This window comes from Paenibacillus xinjiangensis (assembly GCF_059686975.1).
In genome coordinates, this window is sequence record NZ_JCAALS010000012.1 from 61,207 (window position 1) to 83,419 (window position 22,213).

16 protein-coding genes are annotated in these 22,213 nt (G+C 47.5%); 15 read left to right on the forward strand and 1 reads right to left on the reverse strand.

All coding sequences use genetic code 11. The features are described 5' to 3' along the window. The first annotated feature begins 9 nt into the window (after nucleotides 1–9). Nucleotides 10–798, forward strand: coding sequence for an HAD family hydrolase (locus AC6ESP_RS13785; protein ID WP_497097313.1), 789 nt, complete (start codon nucleotides 10–12; stop codon nucleotides 796–798). Between the two features lie 132 nt (nucleotides 799–930). Here the strand turns inward: AC6ESP_RS13785 and AC6ESP_RS13790 are convergent, their stop codons facing one another. Further along, on the reverse strand, nucleotides 931–1,470 hold the full coding sequence (locus AC6ESP_RS13790; RefSeq protein WP_497097314.1) for a 1,2-dihydroxy-3-keto-5-methylthiopentene dioxygenase: 540 nt from the start codon (nucleotides 1,468–1,470) through the stop codon (nucleotides 931–933). A 168-nt stretch (nucleotides 1,471–1,638) separates the two neighbouring features. On the opposite strand from AC6ESP_RS13790, the gene metH reads away from it, so the two are divergent. The 14 genes from metH (at nucleotide 1,639) to AC6ESP_RS13860 (ending at nucleotide 22,189) form a co-directional block, all read left to right on the forward strand. After that, complete coding sequence (gene metH, locus AC6ESP_RS13795; protein ID WP_497097315.1) at nucleotides 1,639–5,061, forward strand: methionine synthase; 3,423 nt, start codon at nucleotides 1,639–1,641, stop codon at nucleotides 5,059–5,061. Nucleotides 5,062–5,167: 106 nt separating this feature from the next. Beyond that, on the forward strand, nucleotides 5,168–6,094 hold the full coding sequence (rnz, locus tag AC6ESP_RS13800) for a ribonuclease Z (protein ID WP_497097316.1): 927 nt from the start codon (nucleotides 5,168–5,170) through the stop codon (nucleotides 6,092–6,094). A 96-nt stretch (nucleotides 6,095–6,190) separates the two neighbouring features. Further along, complete coding sequence (locus AC6ESP_RS13805; protein ID WP_497097317.1) at nucleotides 6,191–7,168, forward strand: metal-dependent hydrolase; 978 nt, start codon at nucleotides 6,191–6,193, stop codon at nucleotides 7,166–7,168. Between the two features lie 357 nt (nucleotides 7,169–7,525). After that, nucleotides 7,526–9,379, forward strand: coding sequence for an assimilatory sulfite reductase (NADPH) flavoprotein subunit (locus AC6ESP_RS13810; protein ID WP_497097318.1), 1,854 nt, complete (start codon nucleotides 7,526–7,528; stop codon nucleotides 9,377–9,379). Nucleotides 9,380–9,450: 71 nt separating this feature from the next. Further along, nucleotides 9,451–11,184: an assimilatory sulfite reductase (NADPH) hemoprotein subunit gene (gene cysI / locus AC6ESP_RS13815; protein WP_497097319.1), complete on the forward strand. Its 1,734-nt coding sequence runs from the start codon at nucleotides 9,451–9,453 to the stop codon at nucleotides 11,182–11,184. A gap of 166 nt (nucleotides 11,185–11,350) precedes the next feature. Then, nucleotides 11,351–13,597, forward strand: coding sequence for a DEAD/DEAH box helicase (locus tag AC6ESP_RS13820; protein ID WP_497097416.1), 2,247 nt, complete (start codon nucleotides 11,351–11,353; stop codon nucleotides 13,595–13,597). 37 nt (nucleotides 13,598–13,634) lie between these two features. Continuing rightward, the gene (locus tag AC6ESP_RS13825; protein ID WP_497097320.1) at nucleotides 13,635–14,966 is read left to right on the forward strand and encodes a ribonuclease H-like domain-containing protein; all 1,332 of its coding nucleotides are present in this window, start codon (nucleotides 13,635–13,637) and stop codon (nucleotides 14,964–14,966) included. Beyond that, nucleotides 14,967–15,779: a TIGR01457 family HAD-type hydrolase gene (locus AC6ESP_RS13830; RefSeq protein ID WP_497097321.1), complete on the forward strand. Its 813-nt coding sequence runs from the start codon at nucleotides 14,967–14,969 to the stop codon at nucleotides 15,777–15,779. Between the two features lie 37 nt (nucleotides 15,780–15,816). Further along, the gene (mutM, locus tag AC6ESP_RS13835) at nucleotides 15,817–16,632 is read left to right on the forward strand and encodes a DNA-formamidopyrimidine glycosylase (RefSeq protein WP_497097322.1); all 816 of its coding nucleotides are present in this window, start codon (nucleotides 15,817–15,819) and stop codon (nucleotides 16,630–16,632) included. Between the two features lie 3 nt (nucleotides 16,633–16,635). After that, nucleotides 16,636–17,472 carry a deoxyribonuclease IV gene (locus AC6ESP_RS13840; protein WP_497097323.1) on the forward strand — a complete coding sequence of 279 codons (837 nt, stop codon included), beginning with the start codon at nucleotides 16,636–16,638 and terminating at the stop codon, nucleotides 17,470–17,472. After that, complete coding sequence (locus tag AC6ESP_RS13845) at nucleotides 17,469–17,801, forward strand: cyclic-phosphate processing receiver domain-containing protein (protein WP_497097324.1); 333 nt, start codon at nucleotides 17,469–17,471, stop codon at nucleotides 17,799–17,801. Before AC6ESP_RS13840 ends, AC6ESP_RS13845 begins: the two co-directional genes overlap by 4 nt. Before the next feature lie 20 nt (nucleotides 17,802–17,821). Continuing rightward, nucleotides 17,822–18,844: a 23S rRNA (cytidine(2498)-2'-O)-methyltransferase RlmM gene (locus tag AC6ESP_RS13850; RefSeq protein WP_497097325.1), complete on the forward strand. Its 1,023-nt coding sequence runs from the start codon at nucleotides 17,822–17,824 to the stop codon at nucleotides 18,842–18,844. Nucleotides 18,845–18,894: 50 nt separating this feature from the next. Beyond that, nucleotides 18,895–20,643, forward strand: coding sequence for a cache domain-containing sensor histidine kinase (locus AC6ESP_RS13855; protein WP_497097326.1), 1,749 nt, complete (start codon nucleotides 18,895–18,897; stop codon nucleotides 20,641–20,643). Further along, complete coding sequence (locus AC6ESP_RS13860) at nucleotides 20,636–22,189, forward strand: response regulator (protein ID WP_497097327.1); 1,554 nt, start codon at nucleotides 20,636–20,638, stop codon at nucleotides 22,187–22,189. Before AC6ESP_RS13855 ends, AC6ESP_RS13860 begins: the two co-directional genes overlap by 8 nt. The last annotated feature ends 24 nt before the right edge of the window (nucleotides 22,190–22,213 follow it).

Below are 22,213 nucleotides of genomic sequence, written 5' to 3' on the forward strand. Positions count from 1 at the left end.
TTAGGAACAATGGCTAAGCAAGCAGTTTTATTTGATCTAGATGATACGTTGCTATGGGATGAACGCAGTGTGAAAGAAGCTTTTGAGATAACATGCCAAGCGGGGGCAGAGGCTGCTGGTGTCGACCCGGTCAAGCTGCTTGAGGCAGTACGTCAAGAAGCTCGCTCCTTATATGAATCGTATGAGACGTTTCCATTCACGAAGATGATCGGGATCAACCCATTTGAAGGCTTGTGGGCGGACTTCCGTGAAGGCGAGCAAGCAGAGTTCCGTAAGCTAGAGCAATTGGCTCCTTCTTACCGTAAGGAGGCTTGGACGAGAGGACTTCGTGCTCTTGGTGTTGAGGATGAAGCTCTTGGTGCGAAGCTTGCTGAACAATTCCCGGCTGAACGCCGCCAGCGTCCTATTGTCTATGAAGAGACATTCCAGGTCCTTGATGCACTCAAGGGCAAATATAAGCTGCTTCTATTGACGAATGGCTCACCAGATCTGCAGAGGGAGAAGCTGACTGGTGTACCAGAGCTGGCCCCGTATTTTGACCATATTATTATTTCTGGTGAGTTCGGACAAGGGAAACCTGCTGCTCCAATATTCCTTCATGCATTGGAGCGCTTAGGAATAGAGCCTGACCATGGCATCATGGTAGGGGACAAGCTAACGACGGATATTCTTGGTGCGAACACGATTGGTATGACTTCGGTATGGGTCAACCGTCATGGCGCTGTCCGTAACGATGAGATTATTCCTACTTATGAGATCTCGCATCTGGAGCAATTGCTGCAAATTCTAGAGGCTTAGGTGTCTTTAAGTAACGTCGAATCTCGCTTGATGTAACATATCTAATCTAGTCTCATATACGATCAAAAAAGCCCCTCGTATCCATCATAAGATGGAACGAGGGGCTTATAATTGCTAAAGCATGATCAAGTATTATTTCGTAAAGGTAGGATCTTCGAATGGCTCAGCAATCCAGCCATCTTTCTCAATAAAGAGACGAATCGCAACGATCTCACGGTTGTCCATCAGCGTGAAGAAGTGTGGGAATCTCTCAGGTACGGAGATCACATCGCCTGGCTCTAGCTCAACGTCGAAGTAGCCGACATCGCCAGCGCCTTTGATAATGAAGATACCTTTGCCGGCAGTGATTGCACGAACTTCATCCTCCGTATGCGTGTGTACCTGTTCGAATTTCTGAAGCAGTGCATTCAGATCCGGGTTAGCATCAGACAATGCGATCAGATCCCAGATTTGATAGCCGCGGCGTGCTGCAATTTCTTGGATTTCCTCGTCGAATGTAGCTAGAATTTCTGCTTTCTCTTCATCGGATAGAACAAATTTATTTTGCAGATGCGCTGGAAGCTTCGAAGCGTCCCAGTGCTCGTATAAAACCTCTTGACCCTCTAAAAAAGCGCGAACATTCTCTTCGCCAGTTATACGTTCCTCTGTGTTACGAATGCGAATTTCAGCCATGCTCATTCCCTCTTTTCCAATTGAAATTAACTGATATGCTAATTATATAGCAAAATCAAGCGATTGTCGATGGATCACCTTTTCAGCAAGCAAGGATTCTGTTACACTATTTGTTAATGATTTTCGGAGGAAGGGTGCACACAATTGTCTAGACCGACCATACAAGAAATGATGCAGAAACGAATACTCATCCTGGACGGTGCAATGGGTACGATGATCCAGCAAGCGGATCTTACCGAGGATGATTTCGGGGGAGAAGACCTGGATGGCTGTAATGAGATTCTCGTACTGACACGTCCCGACGTTATTCGCACAATCCATGAGCAATATTTGGAGGCAGGCGCGGACATCTTAGAGACGAATACGTTCGGTGCTACGAGTGTAGTGCTTGCAGAATATGATATTCCGGAAAAAGCTCGTGAAATTAACCTTGCTGCTGCAAGACTTGCACGCGAGGCTGCTGATAAATATTCCACTCCTGAGCATCCGCGTTATGTAGCGGGAGCACTAGGTCCAACGACGAAGACGCTTTCTGTTACCGGCGGTGTGACGTTCGAAGAGCTGGTTGACAGCTATTACGAGCAGACAGTTGCCCTGATGGAAGCGGATGTAGATGCAATCTTGCTGGAAACCTCACAGGATACGCTCAATGTAAAAGCGGGCAGTATCGGTATTAAGAATGCTTTTCAAACGTTAGGCCGCGAGCTTCCGATTATGATCTCGGGCACGATTGAGCCGATGGGAACAACGCTTGCTGGTCAGAATATTGAATCGTTCTATATTTCTTTGGAGCATTTGAAGCCTATCTCGATCGGCTTGAACTGTGCAACAGGGCCGGAATTCATGCGTGACCATATTCGTTCACTTAGTGAGATTGCTGATTCAGCAATCAGCTGTTACCCGAATGCAGGATTGCCGGATGAGAACGGACATTATCATGAATCGCCAGAATCGCTTGCGCGAAAAATCGGTGATTTCGCCCAGCAAGGCTGGTTGAACATTGCCGGCGGCTGCTGCGGTACAACACCTGCACATATTCGCGCATTAGCGGATACGATGGCACAATATGCACCGCGTTTGAAGTATGGTGAGCACCCTCCAGCGGTATCTGGTATTGAAACCGTATATATTGAGCCTGAGAATCGTCCGATCATGATCGGTGAGAGAACGAATATTTCGGGCTCACGCAAATTCAAACGCTTGATTAAAGAAGAGAAATACGATGAAGCATCTGAGATAGCGAGAGCACAGGTGAAGGGCGGAGCTCATGTCATCGATATCAATCTACAAGATACCGATATTGATGAGGCTCATGCTGTTCACAATTTCTTGCCGGAGGTTGTTAAGAAGATTAAAGTGCCTCTTATGCTTGATTCGACCTACGACCACATCATTGAGCTCGGTCTGAAATATTCGCAAGGTAAAGCGATTATTAACTCCATTAACCTTGAGGACGGCGAAGCGAAGTTCGAACAGATTTTGCCACTCATCCATAGGTATGGTGCCGCAGTTGTAATGATTCTTATAGACGAACGCGGACAGGCTGTCTCCAGAGAAGCGAAACTGGAAGTAGCGGAGAGATCGTATAACCTGCTCGTTAATAAATATGGCATGAACCCGGAAGATATTATTTTTGACCCGAATATGTTCCCAATCGGTTCTGGTGATCCGCAATATATCGGCTCTGCTGTGGAAACAATAGAAGGGATTAAGCTAATCAAAGAGAAGTTCCCGCTAGCCAAAACTATTCTGGGACTAAGCAATATTTCGTTCGGTTTGCCCGACGCGGGTAGAGAGGTGCTCAACTCCGTTTACCTGTATCACTGCACGAAGGCGGGACTTGACTACGCTATCGTGAATACGGAGAAGCTGGAGCGTTATGCGTCCATTCCGGAGGAAGAGCGCAGATTGGCTGAGGACTTGATCTACAATACAACAGATGAGACTCTAGCGGCGTTCGTGGCAGCTTTCCGTGAGAAGAAAGTCGTCAAGAAAGAGAAAATCTCTACTCTTACCCTCGAAGAGCGCTTGGCTTCCTATGTCGTGGAAGGTACGAAAGAAGGACTTATCCCGGATTTAGAAATTGCTCTTGCGAAATATACGGCTCTCGAGGTCATTAACGGACCATTGATGCGCGGTATGGAGGAAGTCGGACGTCTATTCAACAACAATGAGCTGATCGTAGCGGAAGTGCTGCAAAGCGCCGAGGTTATGAAAGCATCTGTGGCTTACCTGGAAGGGTTCATGGAGAAGGACGAGACGTCAGTGAAAGGCAAGATTATTCTAGCTACAGTTAAAGGCGATGTGCATGATATCGGTAAAAACTTGGTTGAAATTATTTTGTCGAACAATGGTTATAAAATAATCAATCTAGGCATCAAAGTTCCGCCAGAGAAGCTGATTGAAGCTTATCGCAATGAAAAAGCGGATGTCATTGGTCTGTCGGGTCTGCTCGTTAAATCAGCTCAGCAGATGGTTATCACCGCGCAGGATATGCGTAATGCCGGTATTGATGCACCGATTATGGTAGGCGGCGCAGCTCTGACTCGGAAGTTCACCAAGAATCGTATCGGCCCAGAGTATGATGGCCTTGTTCTCTATGCCAAGGATGCGATGGATGGGCTCGATCTAGCGAACAAGCTGATGGATAAAGAGCACCGTAATCGAATGGAAGAGGAAATGGCGGCATTCAAAGCTTCGGGAGGCGAGGATGTTGAAGAGAAGAAGCCATTGCCACAGCTTACCCGTGCGGTTCGCTCGAACGTTTCCGTTGATGCACCGGTGTACATTCCGCCTGACTTGAATCGACATGTACTGCGTGATGTACGCATTCCGCACATCGTGCCTTATGTCAATATGCAGATGCTGCTGGGCCATCACCTTGGGCTCAAAGGCAATGTAGACAATCTGCTCAAAGAGGGCAATGATAAGGCGGTACAGCTGAAGGCGACGGTTGATGGCATTCTTCAAGAAGCAGCTGCAACGAAAATTATTCGCGCGCATGGCATGTATCGCTTCTTCCCTGCGCAGTCCTCGGGCAATGACATTATTATTTATGACCCAGAGGATACGACGAAAGAAATCAAACGCTTCACCTTCCCTCGTCAACAGGTGGAACCGTTCCTCTGTCTTGCAGACTTCCTGAAGCCGGTAAGCAGCGGTATTATGGATTATGTTGGATTCCTGGTTGTAACAGCTGGAGAAGGCGTTCGTGATCTTGCGAATGTATGGAAAGACCAAGGCGATTACTTGCGTTCTCATGCGCTTCAATCCGTTGCGCTTGAAGTAGCGGAAGCGATGGCAGAGCGCGTTCACCATATGATGCGTGATGTCTGGGGCTTCCCAGACTCTAGTACAATGACAATGAAGCAGCGTCATGGTGCACGTTATCAAGGGATTCGTGTATCGTTCGGCTATCCGGCATGTCCGAATCTGGAGGATCAAGAGCCGCTGTTCGATCTGATGAAGCCGGAGGATATTGGTGTTGAGCTTACCGAGGGCTTCATGATGGAGCCGGAGGCTTCAGTATCGGCGATGGTGTTCGCACATCCAGAAGCGCAATATTTCAACGTAGAAAAGGTAGAAAGATAGCAGCAGCATTCATAAAAGCCTCCGCATCGATTGCTATAATCAGCATCCTGCGGGGGCTTTCATCCTATTCCGCGGTTTCATACCGCAGCAACGTGAGGTGAGATAGATGGAAATGTGGTTTCTTGGAACAGGAGCAGGAAGGCCGACGAAGGAGCGGAACGTCACTTCTATAGCTGTAAGGCTGCCGGAGCCGGACTGCAAGGTGTGGATGTTCGATGCCGGAGAGGGCACGCAGCATCAACTCATGCGATCAACGATCAAGCTGAATAAGCTGGATATCCTATTCGTAACTCATCTTCATGGCGATCATACCTTTGGTATTCCTGGTTTATTAAGCACTCGCTCCTATGTAGGAGGCAATGATCCAATGCGTATATTCGGTCCTCCGGGTATTCGTGAATTCATCGAGGTATCGATGCGACTTAGTGGAACTCGTATCGATTACGAAATGCATATTGAAGAAATTACGGAAGGCGTCATCTATGAGGATGAGCGCTTCATTGTAGAGGCTTGGCCGTTAGAGCATCGCCTTCCTTGCTTCGGTTATCGGATTACGGAGCGTGACCGCCCAGGGAAATTAGATATAGAGCTGCTTAAGCAGCTTGGCGTACAAGAAGGTCCTTTGTATGGACAGTTGAAACGGGGCGATGACGTGCTGCTGCCAAGTGGGCAATTAATTCGTTCGGAAGAGGTGACAGGAGAGCCGCATAAAGGCCGTATTATCGCTATTGCGGGAGACACGAAGCCTTGTGACAATGCAATGAAGCTGGCGCAGGATGCAGATGTGCTCGTTCACGAGGCTACTTTTGCTGCTGGACAAGAGGCGAAGGCTCATCTCTACGGGCACTCTACAACGGTCGAGGCTGCAGAGATTGCTAGAGCAGCAGGCTCCAAGCGGCTCATTATGACGCATTTCAGTTCGCGGTTTGCCCTAGAGGACTTGGCTGCCTTGGAAGAAGAAGCGAAGAGTGTTTTTGTAAACGCAACCGCGGCTTATGATTTGTACCATACGAAGATACACAAATTGGATTAAGTGCACTCCTTACAAAATCAACATGCTCCGAGAATGATCCGTTAACGATTCGGGATTATGATCGTTCCGATGTAATCAATCGGAGGTGCTGCTAACATGGATACGGGAAGCCATTTGCTGTTTGGTATGACTTTAGGAGGACTTAGCTTTATTGATCCTGTAGTTGCTGCCCAGCCAGAGCTCGCTTATGCCATTATTACGGCTACACTTGTCGGAAGCCATGCACCGGATATGGACACCGTTGTCCGTCTGAAGGGTCAGGCTGCCTATGTGCGTCATCACCGAGGTGTTACGCATTCATTGCCTGCTCCTCTAGTGTGGGCAGCAACTCTCGGCATTCCGATCGCTTGGGGATTTGGTGTCCTGGAGCATAGTCTGTTAGTTGTCGGTTGGACGTTCATTGCGGTATGCTTTCATATTTTTCTCGATCTGTTCAACGCATACGGTGTTCAATGCTTAAGGCCTTTCTCACGCAAATGGTGGCATCTCGATACCTTGTGTTTATTCGATCCCTATATGTTCGGTCTGCATAGTATTGGAGTCTCATTATGGCTGACTGGAACCTATAGTCCTGCTCCCATGTTCGCGATTATTTATATAGTAACGTTGGCTTATATCCTATGGCGGCTGTATAGGAGTGGCTGGATTAGAAAAAGGCTGCGCTACGAGTTCGGAAGCAGCACTCGGGTTACGCTAGTGCCTACTCTATGGGGGAGAAGCTGGCAATTTACTGCGGATTGCGGTGATTGCTACAAGGCGGGCAGCGTGCATAGAGGGATGGTAAGGGTAGATACGACTGTGTTGAAGACGCAGGAAGGCCATATAGCACTAGAACATGCTATACAGGCTGCTATCCATGAGGATGGAGTGCAAGCCTTTCTGAAATTTGCTGATCGCGTGCATGTGCAAGTGCAGGAAAATAGGGATGGGTATGAAGTCACTTGGAGTGATCTTCGCTTCTGGAGCAATAATCGGATGCCATTCGGCGTGGCTGTTACGCTGGATCGGGATATGAAGGTGCTGCATCATCGGCTTGGATGGAATAAGAAGTCATGGGAGCCACCACATGTGTGAAGAATAGGGAGCATGTTTGATTCCAAGGCAGTATCCTTTTTAGGGTGCTATTCAAGAAGGAGAAGTCCTTGTCAGGGACATCTCCTTCTTTCTTTTAGCCGCTTCATGTTGTTGTTGAAAATACGTCGTTTTTAATTGGGTAACTGTACTTATAATTCCTATTTTTAGGGGATAAAATAACGTAATTGAGAATGGTTTTCTATTAGAGCTGGTTTATAAGTAGAACTTGAATATCTTGAAAAATTATTTATAAACAAATATCGACAGACGCATTGAACCTTGATGCAGACTACGTTAGTATATAAAAGTATAAAAGCAGAGTAACGTACTCGGAATTTTGATGCGAGGTGGATGTTGTTGCAACTTCAAGTAACGAATAGTCCGTTCACAGGTGAACAAGCGGAGCTTATTAATAAGCTGCTGCCAACGTTAACGGAAGCCCAAATTCAATGGCTAGGCGGATATTTAACCTTTTATCGAGCAGGGAATGCAAGTGCAGCTATAACAGAATTGGCAAGCAGCATCATTCTTGACGCGCCAGTCCCTGCCGCTGTAGTAGAGCCGCAAGGACCGCGAGAAGCAACGATATTGTTCGGCTCTCAGACGGGCAACTCACAGAGGCTGGCGAATCGCTTGTCTGACAAGCTGAAGGCGCAAGGCTTCGAGGTTACCCTGTCGGCGATGAATCAATTCAAAACGAATAATCTTAAAAAAGTAGGTTATCTATTTGTACTCGTCAGTACGCATGGCGAAGGCGATCCGCCGGATAATGCTTTGACGTTCTACGAATTTTTGCATAGCAAAAGGGCGCCTAAGCTGGACGGTACGAAGTTCTCCGTGCTTGCGCTGGGCGATACCTCATATGAATTTTTCTGCAAGACGGGCCAAGATTTCGACACGAGGCTCGCTGAGCTTGGAGCAGAGCGCATAGCTGACCGAGTGGATTGCGACGTTGACTTCGAAGAATCCGCTGCAGGCTGGATTACAGCTGTTGATAGCGCAGTAGGCGCTGCAGCTGCTGGAACAGCTTCCCAAGGTACAATTGCAGTAGTTACAGCTACTGCTAATGCAGCAGGCGAGTCGGAGTATTCACGTTCAAACCCTTATATGGCGGAAGTGCTGGACAACTTGAATTTGAACGGTCGAGGCTCTGACCGTGAGACCAGACATCTGGAGCTGTCGCTAGAAGGTTCGGGCCTAACGTATGCGCCAGGCGATGCTGTTGGCGTCTATGCACAGAATGACCCAGAACTTGTAGATGGCATTATTGCTTCTCTGAACTGGAACCCAGAGGAATCGGTTGTAACCGGCAAGTCAGGTGAGACTTCACCGCTGCGTTCTGCACTGCTTCATCATTATGAAATTACAGTGCTTACGAAGCCGTTAATGGAAAAAGCAGCTTCCTTCTCAAGCAGCAGCAAGCTGGCTGAGCTCGTGAAGCCTGAGAATAAAGAAGAGCTGAAGGCCTATATGAACGGCCGTGATCTGCTTGATCTTCTGAACGATTTCGCTCCGTGGAAGCTTGTTGCTGGGGATGTAGCAGCTTTGCTTCGCAAATTGCCGCCACGTCTCTATTCGATTGCCAGCAGCGTGAACTCCCATCCGGAGGAAGTGCATCTGACTATTCGAAAAGTAGAGTATGAGGCACATGGCCGTGAGCGGAAAGGCGTCTGCTCGGTGTATACATCGGAACGACTACAGCCAGGAGATAAGCTTCCGATCTTCATCCAGCAGAACCCTAACTTCAAGCTGCCAGTTAACCCAGAAACACCGGTTATTATGGTTGGGCCAGGCACAGGCGTTGCACCATTCAGAGCTTTCTTGGAGGATCGCGAGGAACTGGGCGCAACAGGGCAATCCTGGTTGTTCTACGGTGACAGACATTTCGTGACGGACTTCCTCTATCAGACTGATTGGCAGCGCATGCTGAAGGATGGTGTTCTGACGAATCTGGACGTAGCATTCTCACGGGATACAGACGAGAAGGTATACGTTCAGCAGCGGATGCTGGAGCGTGGCAAAGAGCTGTATCAGTGGCTCCAAGAGGGTGCTCATGTGTACGTCTGCGGAGACGAGAAGCATATGGCGCATGACGTGCAATCCGCACTGCTCAGCATTATCGAGCAGCATGGCGGTACGAGTCCAGAGGAAGCATCTGCTTATCTGACTCAGCTGCAGGAACAAGGACGCTATCAGCGCGACGTCTATTAAGCTCATACAGGAGTTTCAATGATAGATGTACGAAGCATGAAGATATGAAGTGGTTAAAGGAGCGAGCAGCAATGGCAAAAATCCATAAAGTAGAGCCGATCGGCGGGCCTCCGAGCGACGTTGAAGAGCTGAAAAGAGAAAGTAACTATTTGCGCGGATCGATGACTGATTCGCTTAATAATCGGATTACGGGCGGATTACCCGAGCTTGATAACCGATTGCTCAAATTCCACGGCAGTTACATGCAGGATGATCGTGATTACCGCAATGAACGTCAGAAGCAGAAGCTTGAGCCGTACTATCAGTTCATGCTGCGTGTCGTTACGCCAGGAGGCGTATCGACTCCTGCTCAATGGCTCGTCATGGATGAGTTAGCTGATAAATATGGAACAGGAAGTCTTCGTCTAACGACAAGACAAGCTTTCCAGCTGCATGGTGTACTCAAATGGAATTTGAAAAACACCATTCGGGAAATCAATGACGCATTGCTGACAACTCTTGCTGCGTGCGGAGATGTTAGCCGTAACGTGATGTGTAATCCGAACCCTTATCAGTCTGACATTCACAGCGAGGTATTCTACTGGTCGCAGCAGCTTACTTCGCATCTAGCGCCGAAAACACCTGCTTACCATGAAATTTGGCTGGATGGTGAGAAGGTCGTTGACAGCCTGGAGAACAACGAAGCAGCAGTCGAGGTTGAGCCTATCTACGGCCCTGTCTATTTGCCGCGTAAGTTCAAGATCGGTATTGCAGTTCCACCGTCCAATGACGTGGATGTCTATTCACAGGATTTAGGATTCATTGCGATCGTAGAAGAGGGCAAGCTTGTCGGCTTTAACGTGAGCGTAGGCGGCGGTATGGGGATGACTCATGGCGACACAGCGACTTATCCGCAGCTGGCGCGTGTAATCGGCTTCGTTACGCCTGATCGCATTATCGACTTGGCGGAGAAGACCGTTACGATTCAACGTGATTACGGTAACCGCTCCGTTCGTAAGAACGCTCGCTTCAAATATACGATTGACCGTCATGGTCTAGAGTGGTTCGTAGATGAGCTTCAGGATCGTCTGGGGTGGGAGCTTGAATCGGCACGTGAATTCCAATTCGATCATACGGGAGACCGCTATGGTTGGATTAAAGGCAAGGGCGGCAAATGGAATCTGACGCTGTACATCCAAAGCGGACGTATCGCAGATACGGAAGACTATAAGCTAAGAACAGCGCTACGTGAAATCGCTAAGATTCATACGGGTGATTTCCGTCTTACAGCGAATCAGAACTTGGTCATTGCGAACGTCACTAGCCAGAAGAAGACCAAGATTGCAGCTCTTCTGGAGGAGTACGGCATTACAGAAGGCTCGGAGCATTCAGCTATTCGCCGCAGCTCCTTGTCCTGTGTGGCCTTGCCGACTTGCGGCCTTGCTATGGCGGAGGCAGAGCGCTACCTGCCAAGCTTGATCGATAAGCTGGAGCCGATTATGGAGCAAGCTGGTCTGCGCGATGAAGAGATCAACATCCGTATGACGGGTTGCCCGAATGGCTGTGCACGTCCTGCCTTGGGTGAGATTGCTTTCATCGGGAAAGCGCCAGGCAAGTACAACATGTACATGGGAGCGGGCTTCTCGGGTGACCGTTTGAGCAAGCTGTACCGTGAGAACATCGGAGAAGAGGAAATCATCGATACGCTTAAGCGTATAATCAACCGTTACGCTGCAGAGCGTGTCCAAGGCGAGCATTTTGGCGATTTCGTTATTCGCACAGGCTATGTAGAGGCTGTTACGAACGGTATGAACTTCCATAGCTAATGATCGATAACAATAAAGGCGGTGCGGGGTTATTCCTGCTCCGTCTTTTTATCATTCGTATATACAGCAGCTGGTTTATGTTTCTAGTTTTTTCTTAGGGAAGGTTAGACTAGCAAAGGGAACAAATATTCGCTAAGATATACATATTAGCGAGGTGCGAATAATGATTAAGAAGAAATCACTTTCTGATATGATTGAGAGCTTAAGAGCCAATGAGAACATCATTAATTGGCAGGAAATAGAGCCGCAAGAGGCTCGAACCAAACCTATGCCAGACAGTGTTGACCCGAGAATCCAAGCGGCTTTCACCAAGCGGGGAATTGCACAATTATATACACATCAACATACGGCCTATGAAACTGTGCGCAGAGGAGAGAATATCGTTGCTGTAACCCCGACAGCTTCAGGGAAAACGTTATGCTATAACCTGCCTGTCTTGCAGTCGATAGCAGAGGATGACGGCAGCCGAGCGCTTTATTTATTCCCGACCAAAGCTCTTGCGCAGGACCAAAAGTCCGAGCTAAACGAGATTATATCTGAGATGGGCATCGATATTAAGAGCTTTACCTACGATGGAGATACTTCGCCAGCTATCAGGCAGCTAGTAAGAACGGTAGGACATATCGTCATTACGAATCCAGATATGCTGCATTCAGCAATTCTGCCTCATCATACGAAATGGGTCAGTTTATTTAGCAACCTTAAATATATTGTAATAGATGAACTGCATACCTATAGAGGCGTGTTTGGAAGCCATGTAGCGAATGTGGTGAGAAGGCTTAAACGCATTTGCAAATTTTACGGCAGCAATCCTCTATTTATATGTACATCAGCAACAATAGCCAATCCTAAGGAGCTGGCAGAGCAGCTAACAGGGAATCCGATGAGGCTGATAGATGATAACGGCGCACCAAGAGGCAGGAAGCATTTTGTTTTCTACAACCCGCCAATCGTAAATAAGCCCTTAAATATTCGGAAGAGTGCTACGGTTGAGGTGAACGACTTAGCTAAGGAGTTTCTTAAGAATAAAATTCAGACGATTATATTTGCACGCAGCCGGGTGAGAGTCGAGATTATTCTTAGCCATATACAGGAGCTGGTTAAAAATGAGCTTGGTGCCAAGTCCATTCGTGGCTATCGGGGAGGGTATCTCCCTAATCAGCGCCGGGAAATTGAAAGAGGATTAAGGAACGGAGAAATAGTAGGCGTAGTAAGCACGAATGCTCTAGAGCTCGGGGTAGACATTGGACAGCTGCAAGTGTGCATAATGACTGGTTATCCGGGGAGTGTAGCAAGCACGTGGCAGCAAGCAGGCCGCGCAGGAAGACGACACGGTGAGGCCTTGGTACTCATGGTAGCAAGCAATACGCCAATTGATCAGTATATTGTCCAGAATCCTGAATACTTCTTCGACCGTTCGCCCGAATCAGCTAGAATTAATCCGGAGAACTTACTTATTCTAGTTGATCATATGCGCTGTGCCGCTTACGAGCTGCCCTTCAAGAAAGGGGAAGAGTTCGGAGCCTTAGAGACAACAGATGTATTGGAGTATCTCGTGGAGGAGCGTGTGCTCACGTATGCTGGCGATACGTTTTATTGGGCAAATCTGTCTTTCCCGGCAAGTGAAGTAAGCTTGCGTTCTGCTGCTCAGGAGAATGTCGTTATTATCGATCAGTCAGAAGTCGCGAATGTGCGAATCATCGGCGAAATGGATCGGTTCAGTGCGATGACCTTGCTGCATGATGAAGCAATCTATCTGCATGAGGGTGTGCAATTCCAAGTGGAGAAATTGGACTGGGAGCATAAGAAGGCTTATGTTCGGAAGGTTGATGTGGAGTATTATACGGATGCGAACCTTGCAGTCAAGCTTAAGGTATTAGCTACAGACCGGACAGATAGGAGAAGAACGGCTGCTATTCATTATGGTGATGTAGTCGTCAACTTCATGCCAACGCTTTTCAAAAAAATTCGGTTGTCGAGTTTCGAAAATATCGGGTATGGCCCGATCAGTCTTCCAGAAGAAGAGCTGCATACCAGCGCAACATGGATCGAGCTGCGAGAGGTCGACCCGGCACTAGAAACGAAGACGCTGGAGCAGCTGCTGCTAGGTATTGCTAATGTATTGAAGCATATTGTGCCTATCCATGTCATGTGCGATCGAAGCGATATTCATGTCGTATCACAAATAAGGGCAGAGCATACGCAGCTGCCTACCATATTCATCTATGATCATTATCCTGGCGGCATTGGACTAGCTGAGGATGTGTATAAGCGGTTCGATGAGATAAAAGCAGCTGCCAGCCATTTGATTCGTCGATGCCCATGCGAGGATGGTTGTCCATCTTGTATTGGTACGGAGATAGAAGGACTTCATGCCAAACGAACTAGCGTGGAGCTGCTTAGCGTATTATGATACGTTTTCCTGTCGGAATAGAAGCGGAGGGGACACAGTGAGCGGACTTAGGGATAAAATGAACCGCCTGAGAGGCAGCAGCGGCAGCAGTGATCAATCCTATCGCCCAGTCGAGGATCAGGCAGAGCAAGTAGCCGTCTTGGATGATCAGCTTCTATTGAAGACGGAAGCTGGCGATGAGGAAGAAGAGATACTGTCTGACAGCTGGACAGCTATAGGGGTCAAGCTTCAGAAGAATGAAGCAGGAAGCTTCCTGCTTCGCACCATCCGTTACGAGGCTGGTCACAAGCATGGCATTCACCGCCTACAAGAGCTGGAAAAGGCAGCAGGAGGGCTCTCTGCCTTCCATCAGCAGCCGCTGCAAGCGGAGCAGCTGCTATTCCTTGATCTGGAAACGACTGGCCTCGGTGTAGGCGCAGGCAACGTACCGTTCATGGTCGGTATTGCTTATTGGACAACAAGACGCGAGTTCATCGTGGAGCAAGCGTTAATTCGCCACCCCGTGGAGGAGAGAGCGATGCTGGCCTATATCAGCAGCAAGCTGTCTGATTATCGCTACCTCGTCACTTATAATGGAAGAACATTCGATTGGCCGGTTATGCAGAACAGATTCATTATGAACGGACGAGTGAAGGAAATCTGGCAGCCCCTCCATTTGGACTTCTTGCATCCTTCTCGGAGCATTTGGCGCAACACACTAACGTCTTGTCGATTAAGTCATGTTGAGGAGGAACGTCTTGGTATTGAACGGGTGGATGATGTTCCAGGATCGCTTGCTCCGCAGCTCTATTATCAGTATCTGTCTGACGGCAATCCCGAGCCATTAGCAGGCGTATTTCGACATAATGAGATCGACATGCTGTCCTTGGCTTGCTTGGCGATTCGATTCGGACACTTGCTGAGCAGCGGTGCAGCAGGTGATGCTATGCTTCCTCTTCCAGAAGAACAGGAGGAATTGGTTCGTACAGGACTATGGCTTGAGAAAATGGGACATTGTGACAAGGCGGAACGATTGTTCGCGATAGCGGCAGAGATGAATAACACTTCGATTGCCGCGTTATTAATGCTTGCCGGAAGGGACAAGAAGGCTGGAAATTGGCCGCGAGCTGTGTTATTGTGGCAGAAGGCTGTACTGTCACCGGCAAAATATGGCGTCACCTCAATGAGTGCGTATATTGAGCTCGCCATGTATTACGAACATAAGCTGAAGGACTTTGATTCAGCTTTATTATATGCGACAGAAGCGCTCGAGCAGGCATTAAGTCACCCTTTGCTGCAGAGGAAAGATGCGAAGCGTCGTACCGAAATCGACAATCTTCGCAAGCGGAGGGAACGTCTCGAACGCAAAACAGGAAGGAAGCTTGGTTGAATGGACAGGCAATTGCCGTTAATGAAGGGATTATTACTAGACTTAGACGGCACTGTATATCATGGGACGAAGCGGATTGAAGGAGCGGACAGGCTGCTGCAGTTCCTAAGGGAGCGTCAGCTTCCGTATCGCTTCGTAACGAATAATTCTTCCGTATCACCAGAGGCGATTGCAGAACGATTGAATACAATGGGTATTGCTGCGGAGGGCAAGGATGTATGTACATCTGCACAAGCTTCTGCGCAATATATTGCTAAGACGAAGCCCGGCGCATCTGTCTTCATTGTTGGAGAAACAGGATTATATGAAGCAGCTGAGCAGGCCGGGCTCTGTATTACAGAGGAGAACCCGGATTTCGTGCTTCAAGGCATAGATCGGAATCTATCCTATGAGCGGCTGACGACGGCAGTTCGCAGTATTCACCAAGGAGCGGAATATGTGCTTACGAACCCAGATCTGCTGCTTCCTGGTGAGGGAGGATTATTCCCTGGAGCAGGCTCAATAGGAGCCATGCTGAAGGCAGCAGGCGGTAAAGAGCCTGTACTCATAGGCAAACCATCGCATATATTGATGGATTATTCCCTTCGGGACATAGGTCTTGCAGCAGAAGAGACATGGGTTGTTGGAGATAATCTTGCTACGGATATCGCTGCCGGAAGAGCTTCGGGCTGCGGAACGATATTGGTGCTAACCGGATTAACGAATACCAATAATTATGAAGATTATGCAACTAGGGCAGCCTGCACGCCAGATGCCATATGCGGAAATTTAGATGAGCTGATCTCGTATATTCAGAGCTCTATCGGGATATAAGAGAAGGAAGCGAACGGACAGGAAGGAAGCGACTTCAATGCCGGAATTACCGGAAATGGAAACCTATCGAATCATGCTGAGCGAGCGTATTGTTGGCGCTCAAATTACAGGAACAGAAGTTACACGCGAGCCCTCCATTAATATAAGCTCGGAGCAATTCGAGCAGCAATTGATCGGACGTACGATTTGGTTCGTAGAGCGGCGTGGTAAGCATTTATTGTTTCACCTCGATAATGGGAAGCGGCTGCTGCTTCATCTGATGCTTGGTGGGACTATGTTTTATGGCACAGACGAAGAGCGTCCTGAACGTAGTGTGCAGGTGACGATCCGCTTTGAGGGCGGAAATCTCTATTTCATCGGCCTAAGATTAGGCTATTTGCATCTGATGTCTGTCAGAGAGGCGGATGCTAAGCTTGCTGGACTTGGACCGGATCCTTTTGACAAAAATTTGTCTGTTCAGAAGTTCGTAGAACGGTTCAGCAAAAAACGTGGTGCTATCAAATCTGCCCTCGTAGATCAGCATGTCATTGCTGGAATTGGCAATTGTTATGCGGATGAGATTGCTTTTGTTGCGGGCATACGTCCAGATGCAAGAATACCTCTGATTGAAGAGTCCACATGGGCACGTATCTATAACGCTATGCATAGTGTACTAAGGGATGCTATCGGTCGCGGCGGTTACATGGAGCAGCCTTTGACACCAACCGATCTGCTGACCGGAGGCTACAACGATCATTGTAAGGTCTATGATCGTGGAGGTGAGGCTTGCATGAACTGTGGCACGACAATTGAACAGATCGAAGTCTCGTCTCGAAAAGCGTTCGTATGTCCGACTTGCCAGAAGGAACAGTAACCTATGCGTATAGGCCGTCATTTGAGCATAAGGCGTGGTTATGCAGCGGCAGCTAGAGCCGCCTATTCTGAAGGCATTCAAGCTTTTCAATATTTTCCGAAAAACCCTAGAAGCCTCACGCTCAAAGCGTTCGATCGAACGGATGCTGCCAAATGCTCGGAACTATGCAAGCAATATGGCCTGGTTTCAGTGGCTCACACCCCATATCCGACCAATTTAGCAGCTGAACAAGAAGAGCTGAGAAGTCGAACAGTCGATTCTCTGCTCAATGATCTGGATATTGCTGAAGCATGCGGCTCAATTGGAGTTGTTGTCCATTTCGGTGTTTATAAGGGGCCGGAGCTGCTTAAAGGATATCAGACGATTATACGAACCTTGGATGACGTTACAGCTAACTGGAGCGGGCAGGCCAAGCTGCTTATTGAAATACAATCAGGTGAGCATACCATGATGGGTGTAACGCTCGAGGAGCTGACACAGATTCGTTCTTTATGTGCCCGCCCTCAGCAGCTTGCCTATTGTCTGGACAGCTGCCATATGTTCGCCAGTGGGCTATGGACGGGAGAGCTGGACGCCGAATGGGCAACGAAAGCGCGCAAGCTCGGTGTACTTGAAGAGGTTGCTGCCGTTCATTTCAATGACTCGATGTTTCAAGCGGGAGCACGCCGTGATCGGCACGCAAGTGTAGGCCGAGGCTACATCGGGACGGCGGGAATGGAGTGGCTTATGTCTCTTCCTGAATTACGCGAAGTGCCATTCATTCTGGAAACGCCTCCAGATGAGGACGGGACTTACGCCCAGCAATTGAAATTAATGCGTGAATGGGGGAATCATTCATGATTCATGTGTATTTGGATGATTATCGGTCTTGTCCTCAAGGCTTCGTATTGGCTCTTAATGCTGAAGCATGCAAGTTATTAATCGATTCGGAGACGATCGGTATATTATCATTAGATTATGATTTAGGGTGGAGTGAGCCTACCGGCTATGAGGTCGTGCGTCATATAGTAGCTACGGGTCGTTATCCACAGCAAGTGTATTTGCATACATCCAGTGCAGCAGGAAGAATGCAGATGTATCATGAGTTAGCCACTCATGCTCCTAAGGAGATTAAGCTTGTGAACGGTCCAATGCCGACTTCTCTGCTGGAGGAAATCGCTTCACTGTAAGCATCAGGAGGTGTCGAAGCTTGAGTCAATGGATTGGTACAGCTAATCAAGGGTATTCACCCTATGCAATAGAAGAGCTCCGGCGATTGGCAGGCAGCGTGAAGGTCACGCAGCTTAATGCCGGAGAAGTATTTATGTTCGAAGCATCGCAATCGAAGGAAGAATTGGCCCACGCGGTTCAACAGGAGCTGCCGATTTTCCTGCGTCATTTGCAGCCCGTTGATCGTGTCATTGAAATAAAAGGTAACGCTGACGATCTGCAAGAGCTGTCGGACACGCTCCGTCGGGCTCTTCCTCTCTTTGTGGACAAGCGTGTCTCTATCCATCTAAGGAAAGCAGCCCGAACGTCGTATCCTTATTCAGCAGCTGATACGAAGGCCGTTCTCGATGCGGTATTAGCTGAGATTGATTCAGAGCCAGTCGTTCAACAGCCGGATCTAATCGTTGCGATCTATGCAGCGGCATCCGAATTATATGTGGGCTTCGGCAAACCCTCGGACATGCTGTCTGATTGGCCGGGCGGAGCGGTGCGGTTCCAGCGGGAAGAGGGTCAAATCTCGCGTGCCAAGTTCAAGCTGCTAGAGGCAGAACGGGAATTCGGTCTGGATTACACCACTTTCCGACAAGCACTCGATATTGGCGCTGCCCCTGGAGGCTGGACGTCATTGCTGCTTGAGAGAGGGCTGCGTGTCACTGCGATTGATCCGGGAGAGCTTCATCCTTCCTTGATGGGTCATCCTTCATTAACTTATCTGAAACGGAACGCTTCAGATGTGAAGCTTCAGCAAGGGATGTTCGATTTATTGGTGTGTGATATGAGCTGGAGTCCAATGCAGATGTGCCGCCTTGTTCTGGATTTGGATGCAGCATTAACACCGCAAGCCACTGCGATTATTACAGTTAAGCTGATGCACCGCAAGCCTCTTCAGACGATAAGAGAAGTTAAAGAGCGTCTTGGTTCAGGCTTTGTTATTCAGCGAGCCAAGCAGCTGTTCCATAACCGTGAAGAAATTACGTTGTATCTCCATAAGAAGCTTAAATAGCGTTCATGCCCCTGTATAAGGGGCTTTATTATGGAAAGGAGGCCCTTCGTATGTCAAAATTGAAAGCGCTTTATACGAACATGCGGATTAAATATAAGCTTTTTCTTCTTCTATCGATCGTATTGCTTGTCATTACGGTGGTTGGCACAGGGATGCAGCAGTATGCATTCGGTATATATGATGAAAAAATATATGAGCAATCTGCCAAAGGGTTAAGCTTATCTTCAATTAGTATTGAGAATGAGCTCGAGAAGATAGAGAAGCTGTCCTATGCCATTGCGACAGATCCGACCATTCAGAAATATTTGCGCTCCATCATGATGGGGGGCTCGACCTATGATAACTATTTGTTATTTACAAATATTAGAGACCGAATGGTTGATCTCGGTGCATTGGACAAGTATGTGGAGTCTGTTCAGCTCTATGATGTGAACAACAAGGAATATGCGATTGGAGTCAGAGCCATTACGCTGAGCAAAGATCGATTGCAGCGAATTCAGAATGAAACGAAGGTTAATCAAGGCGGCAATACTTGGATCTCTCCAGATTCGTTCGATTCATCGTTAACCGCCGGAAGAGAAATACGAAGCTTTCAGAATATAGATCTCGATTATCTAGGTACGATTGCTGTGCGAGTGGATACGAATAAGCTGTTCGCGGACTATTCACGAGGAATTAGCAGCAGTGATACTCAAATGTTCATTATGGATGATGCCTTAGCGATTTATCCAGAAACCCCTGATTTCCCAACACACACCTTATATGAGCTTGCGGATGGGAATCGGGGCTACAAAATGATTACCGAGCAAGGCAAACGATATTTTGTTACGTATGTGAACTCCTTCAATACGAGCTGGACCTATTATACGGTCTTACCTTTTGATGATATTTTTCAGAGTATCGTGCAGGTTAAGAATACGATCTTCATCGCGCTAGGTATTCTGCTGCTTGCAGCCGTCGTTATTGTCATTAAGTTCGCCGATCATATTACTCAGCCGATTGAACGTCTTAATGCTAAGATGAAGAGAGTGCAGCTAGGCAACTTCGATATCGTCGATGAGCCGAGTATTACGATGGATGAGGTCGGCCAGATGCATCGTAATTTTCGAGTTATGCTAGAGCGCATCAATGAATTGATTAAAGAGAACTACGTGAAGCAGCTAGCAATCAAAGATACCCAATTCAAAGCGCTTCAAGCCCAGATCAATCCGCATTTTTTATACAATACACTGGAGTCTATTAACTGGACGGCCAAAATGAGCAATCAGACACAAATCTCGCAAATGGTAGAAGCGCTAGGCTCACTGCTGCGAACCTCGATTAATCTGAAGGAGCCTATCATTCCTTTAAGCAAAGAGCTTGAAATTGTGAATCATTATATTACAATTCAGAAATTCCGATTCGAGGAAAGACTTGATTTTCAGCTGGATGTACCGGATGATATGTTATATTGTGGAATTCCTAAGCTCTCCTTACAGCCGCTTATTGAGAATGCTGTCAACTACGGTTTAGAGCAGATGATTGATACCTGCATAATTAAAGTAAGGGTTGTACGCGAGGAGAATCATGTCATCATCACCGTTGAAGATAATGGGCCGGGAATGAAACAGGAATATGCAGATCAGCTTCTCAGTGGGGAAATGAAGACGAAGGGGTCTGGTCTGGGGCTGAAAAATATTGAGGAGCGCATTAAGCTGCTATACGGCGAATCCTATGGAATGAAGGTTCAGAGCGCTTTGCACGCCGGTACGAAAGTAAGCTTAGTACTTCCGTTCGAAATGAGGGATCAACTTGGTTAAAGTACTGCTTGTGGACGATGAGAGAATTATACTCGAGGGCATCTCTAGAATGATTCCTTGGGGAACATACGAATCCGAGTTAATCGGTACTGCTCGCAATGGTCTAGAAGCGTTAGCCTTTATTGAAGAGAATCATCCAGATATTGTGATTACTGACATTAAGATGCCGGGCATGGATGGGCTTAAGCTCGTGGAGAAGGTGCATGAGGATTACCCCCATATTCAATTCATTATGCTGTCCGGCTTCAGCGAATTCGATTATGCACGCACGGCGATGCAATTTGGCGTTAAGCATTACTTATTGAAGCCATGCAATGAGAACACGATCGCTGAAGCTTTATCTGAGGTTGTAGAGGAACTGAAGGCTAAGCAAAGTCAGCATCAGTTCGTGATGAACATTCAACAAGAGCTGTCCAAGGTTATCCCGCATGCGAAGGCGCAATTTCTGAAGGAGCTGGTGACGAATAAAACCTATGGCAAGCGGGACTGGGATGATTATCGTCGAATGTTCCATCTAGCCTATGAAACCCAGCAGGTGCGTCTTATCTTACTGCAAGTGGAAGGCAATTATGAATTTGAGCATTTATTCGCCTTAACGAATATTGCTGAGGATACGTTAGGCAATCGTATAGTCATGCTAAGCACAACAATTGGGAAGCATGTGCTGCTGCTCATTAAAGAGACCGTAGACCGTGATGTACTCTTCACACAGCTCTCGGCGATTAAGCTCACCTTCTCCAATTTCTATAAGCTGGATACGACGATTGCTGTTAGTGAAGAAGGAGAAATTACGGACGCCCGGACCATGTATCGGGAAACGCTGGAATGCTTGAATCATCGATTTCACCTCGGAGAGGGAACGATCATTACGAAGCAGGATGTGTTCACATCTGCTACTGAAGATCAGCCATTCTATTATGATGATGAGCAGCTGTGTATGGAGATCAAGGCAGGCAATTGGACGGAGGTTCATGAGGAGCTTCAGCGTTTCTTCAATACGATCTCCGAGCAGAGAATGGACACGGTGATTACGAAATCTTATGTTATCCCTTTATTCGTATCCATTGCCAGGCAGAGTGCACGAGATTGTATGAATGATTATTTGAAAATGATTGCGAGCTTGGACGATCTGAATACCCTGCGCGCCATCGAGACTTTTGTCATTACCGTTGCTAAGGAAATCTGTGAGAACAATTTGAATTCATTGAAGTCCAAGCAGTCTAACGTGATTAAAAAAATGATTGCCGTTATCGAGAGCAATATTGCCTATCCGGAATTATCCTTAAATTGGGTAGCGAATGAAATTTTATATATGAATCCAGATTATTTAGGCAAACTATTCAAAAAAGAGACGAATGAGAAATTTTCAAATTATGTAATGAGAATGAGAATTGAACGAGCGGTGGAGGAAATACGACGTATAGACGATGTGAGAGTGTTCGAATTGGCAGAACGATTCGGATTTGGTGATAATCCTCAATATTTCAGTCAAGTATTCAAGAAACATACAGGGCATACGCCTTCTGAATACAAGAGATTGCTGTAATCGACAGCAATCTCTGTTTTTTTA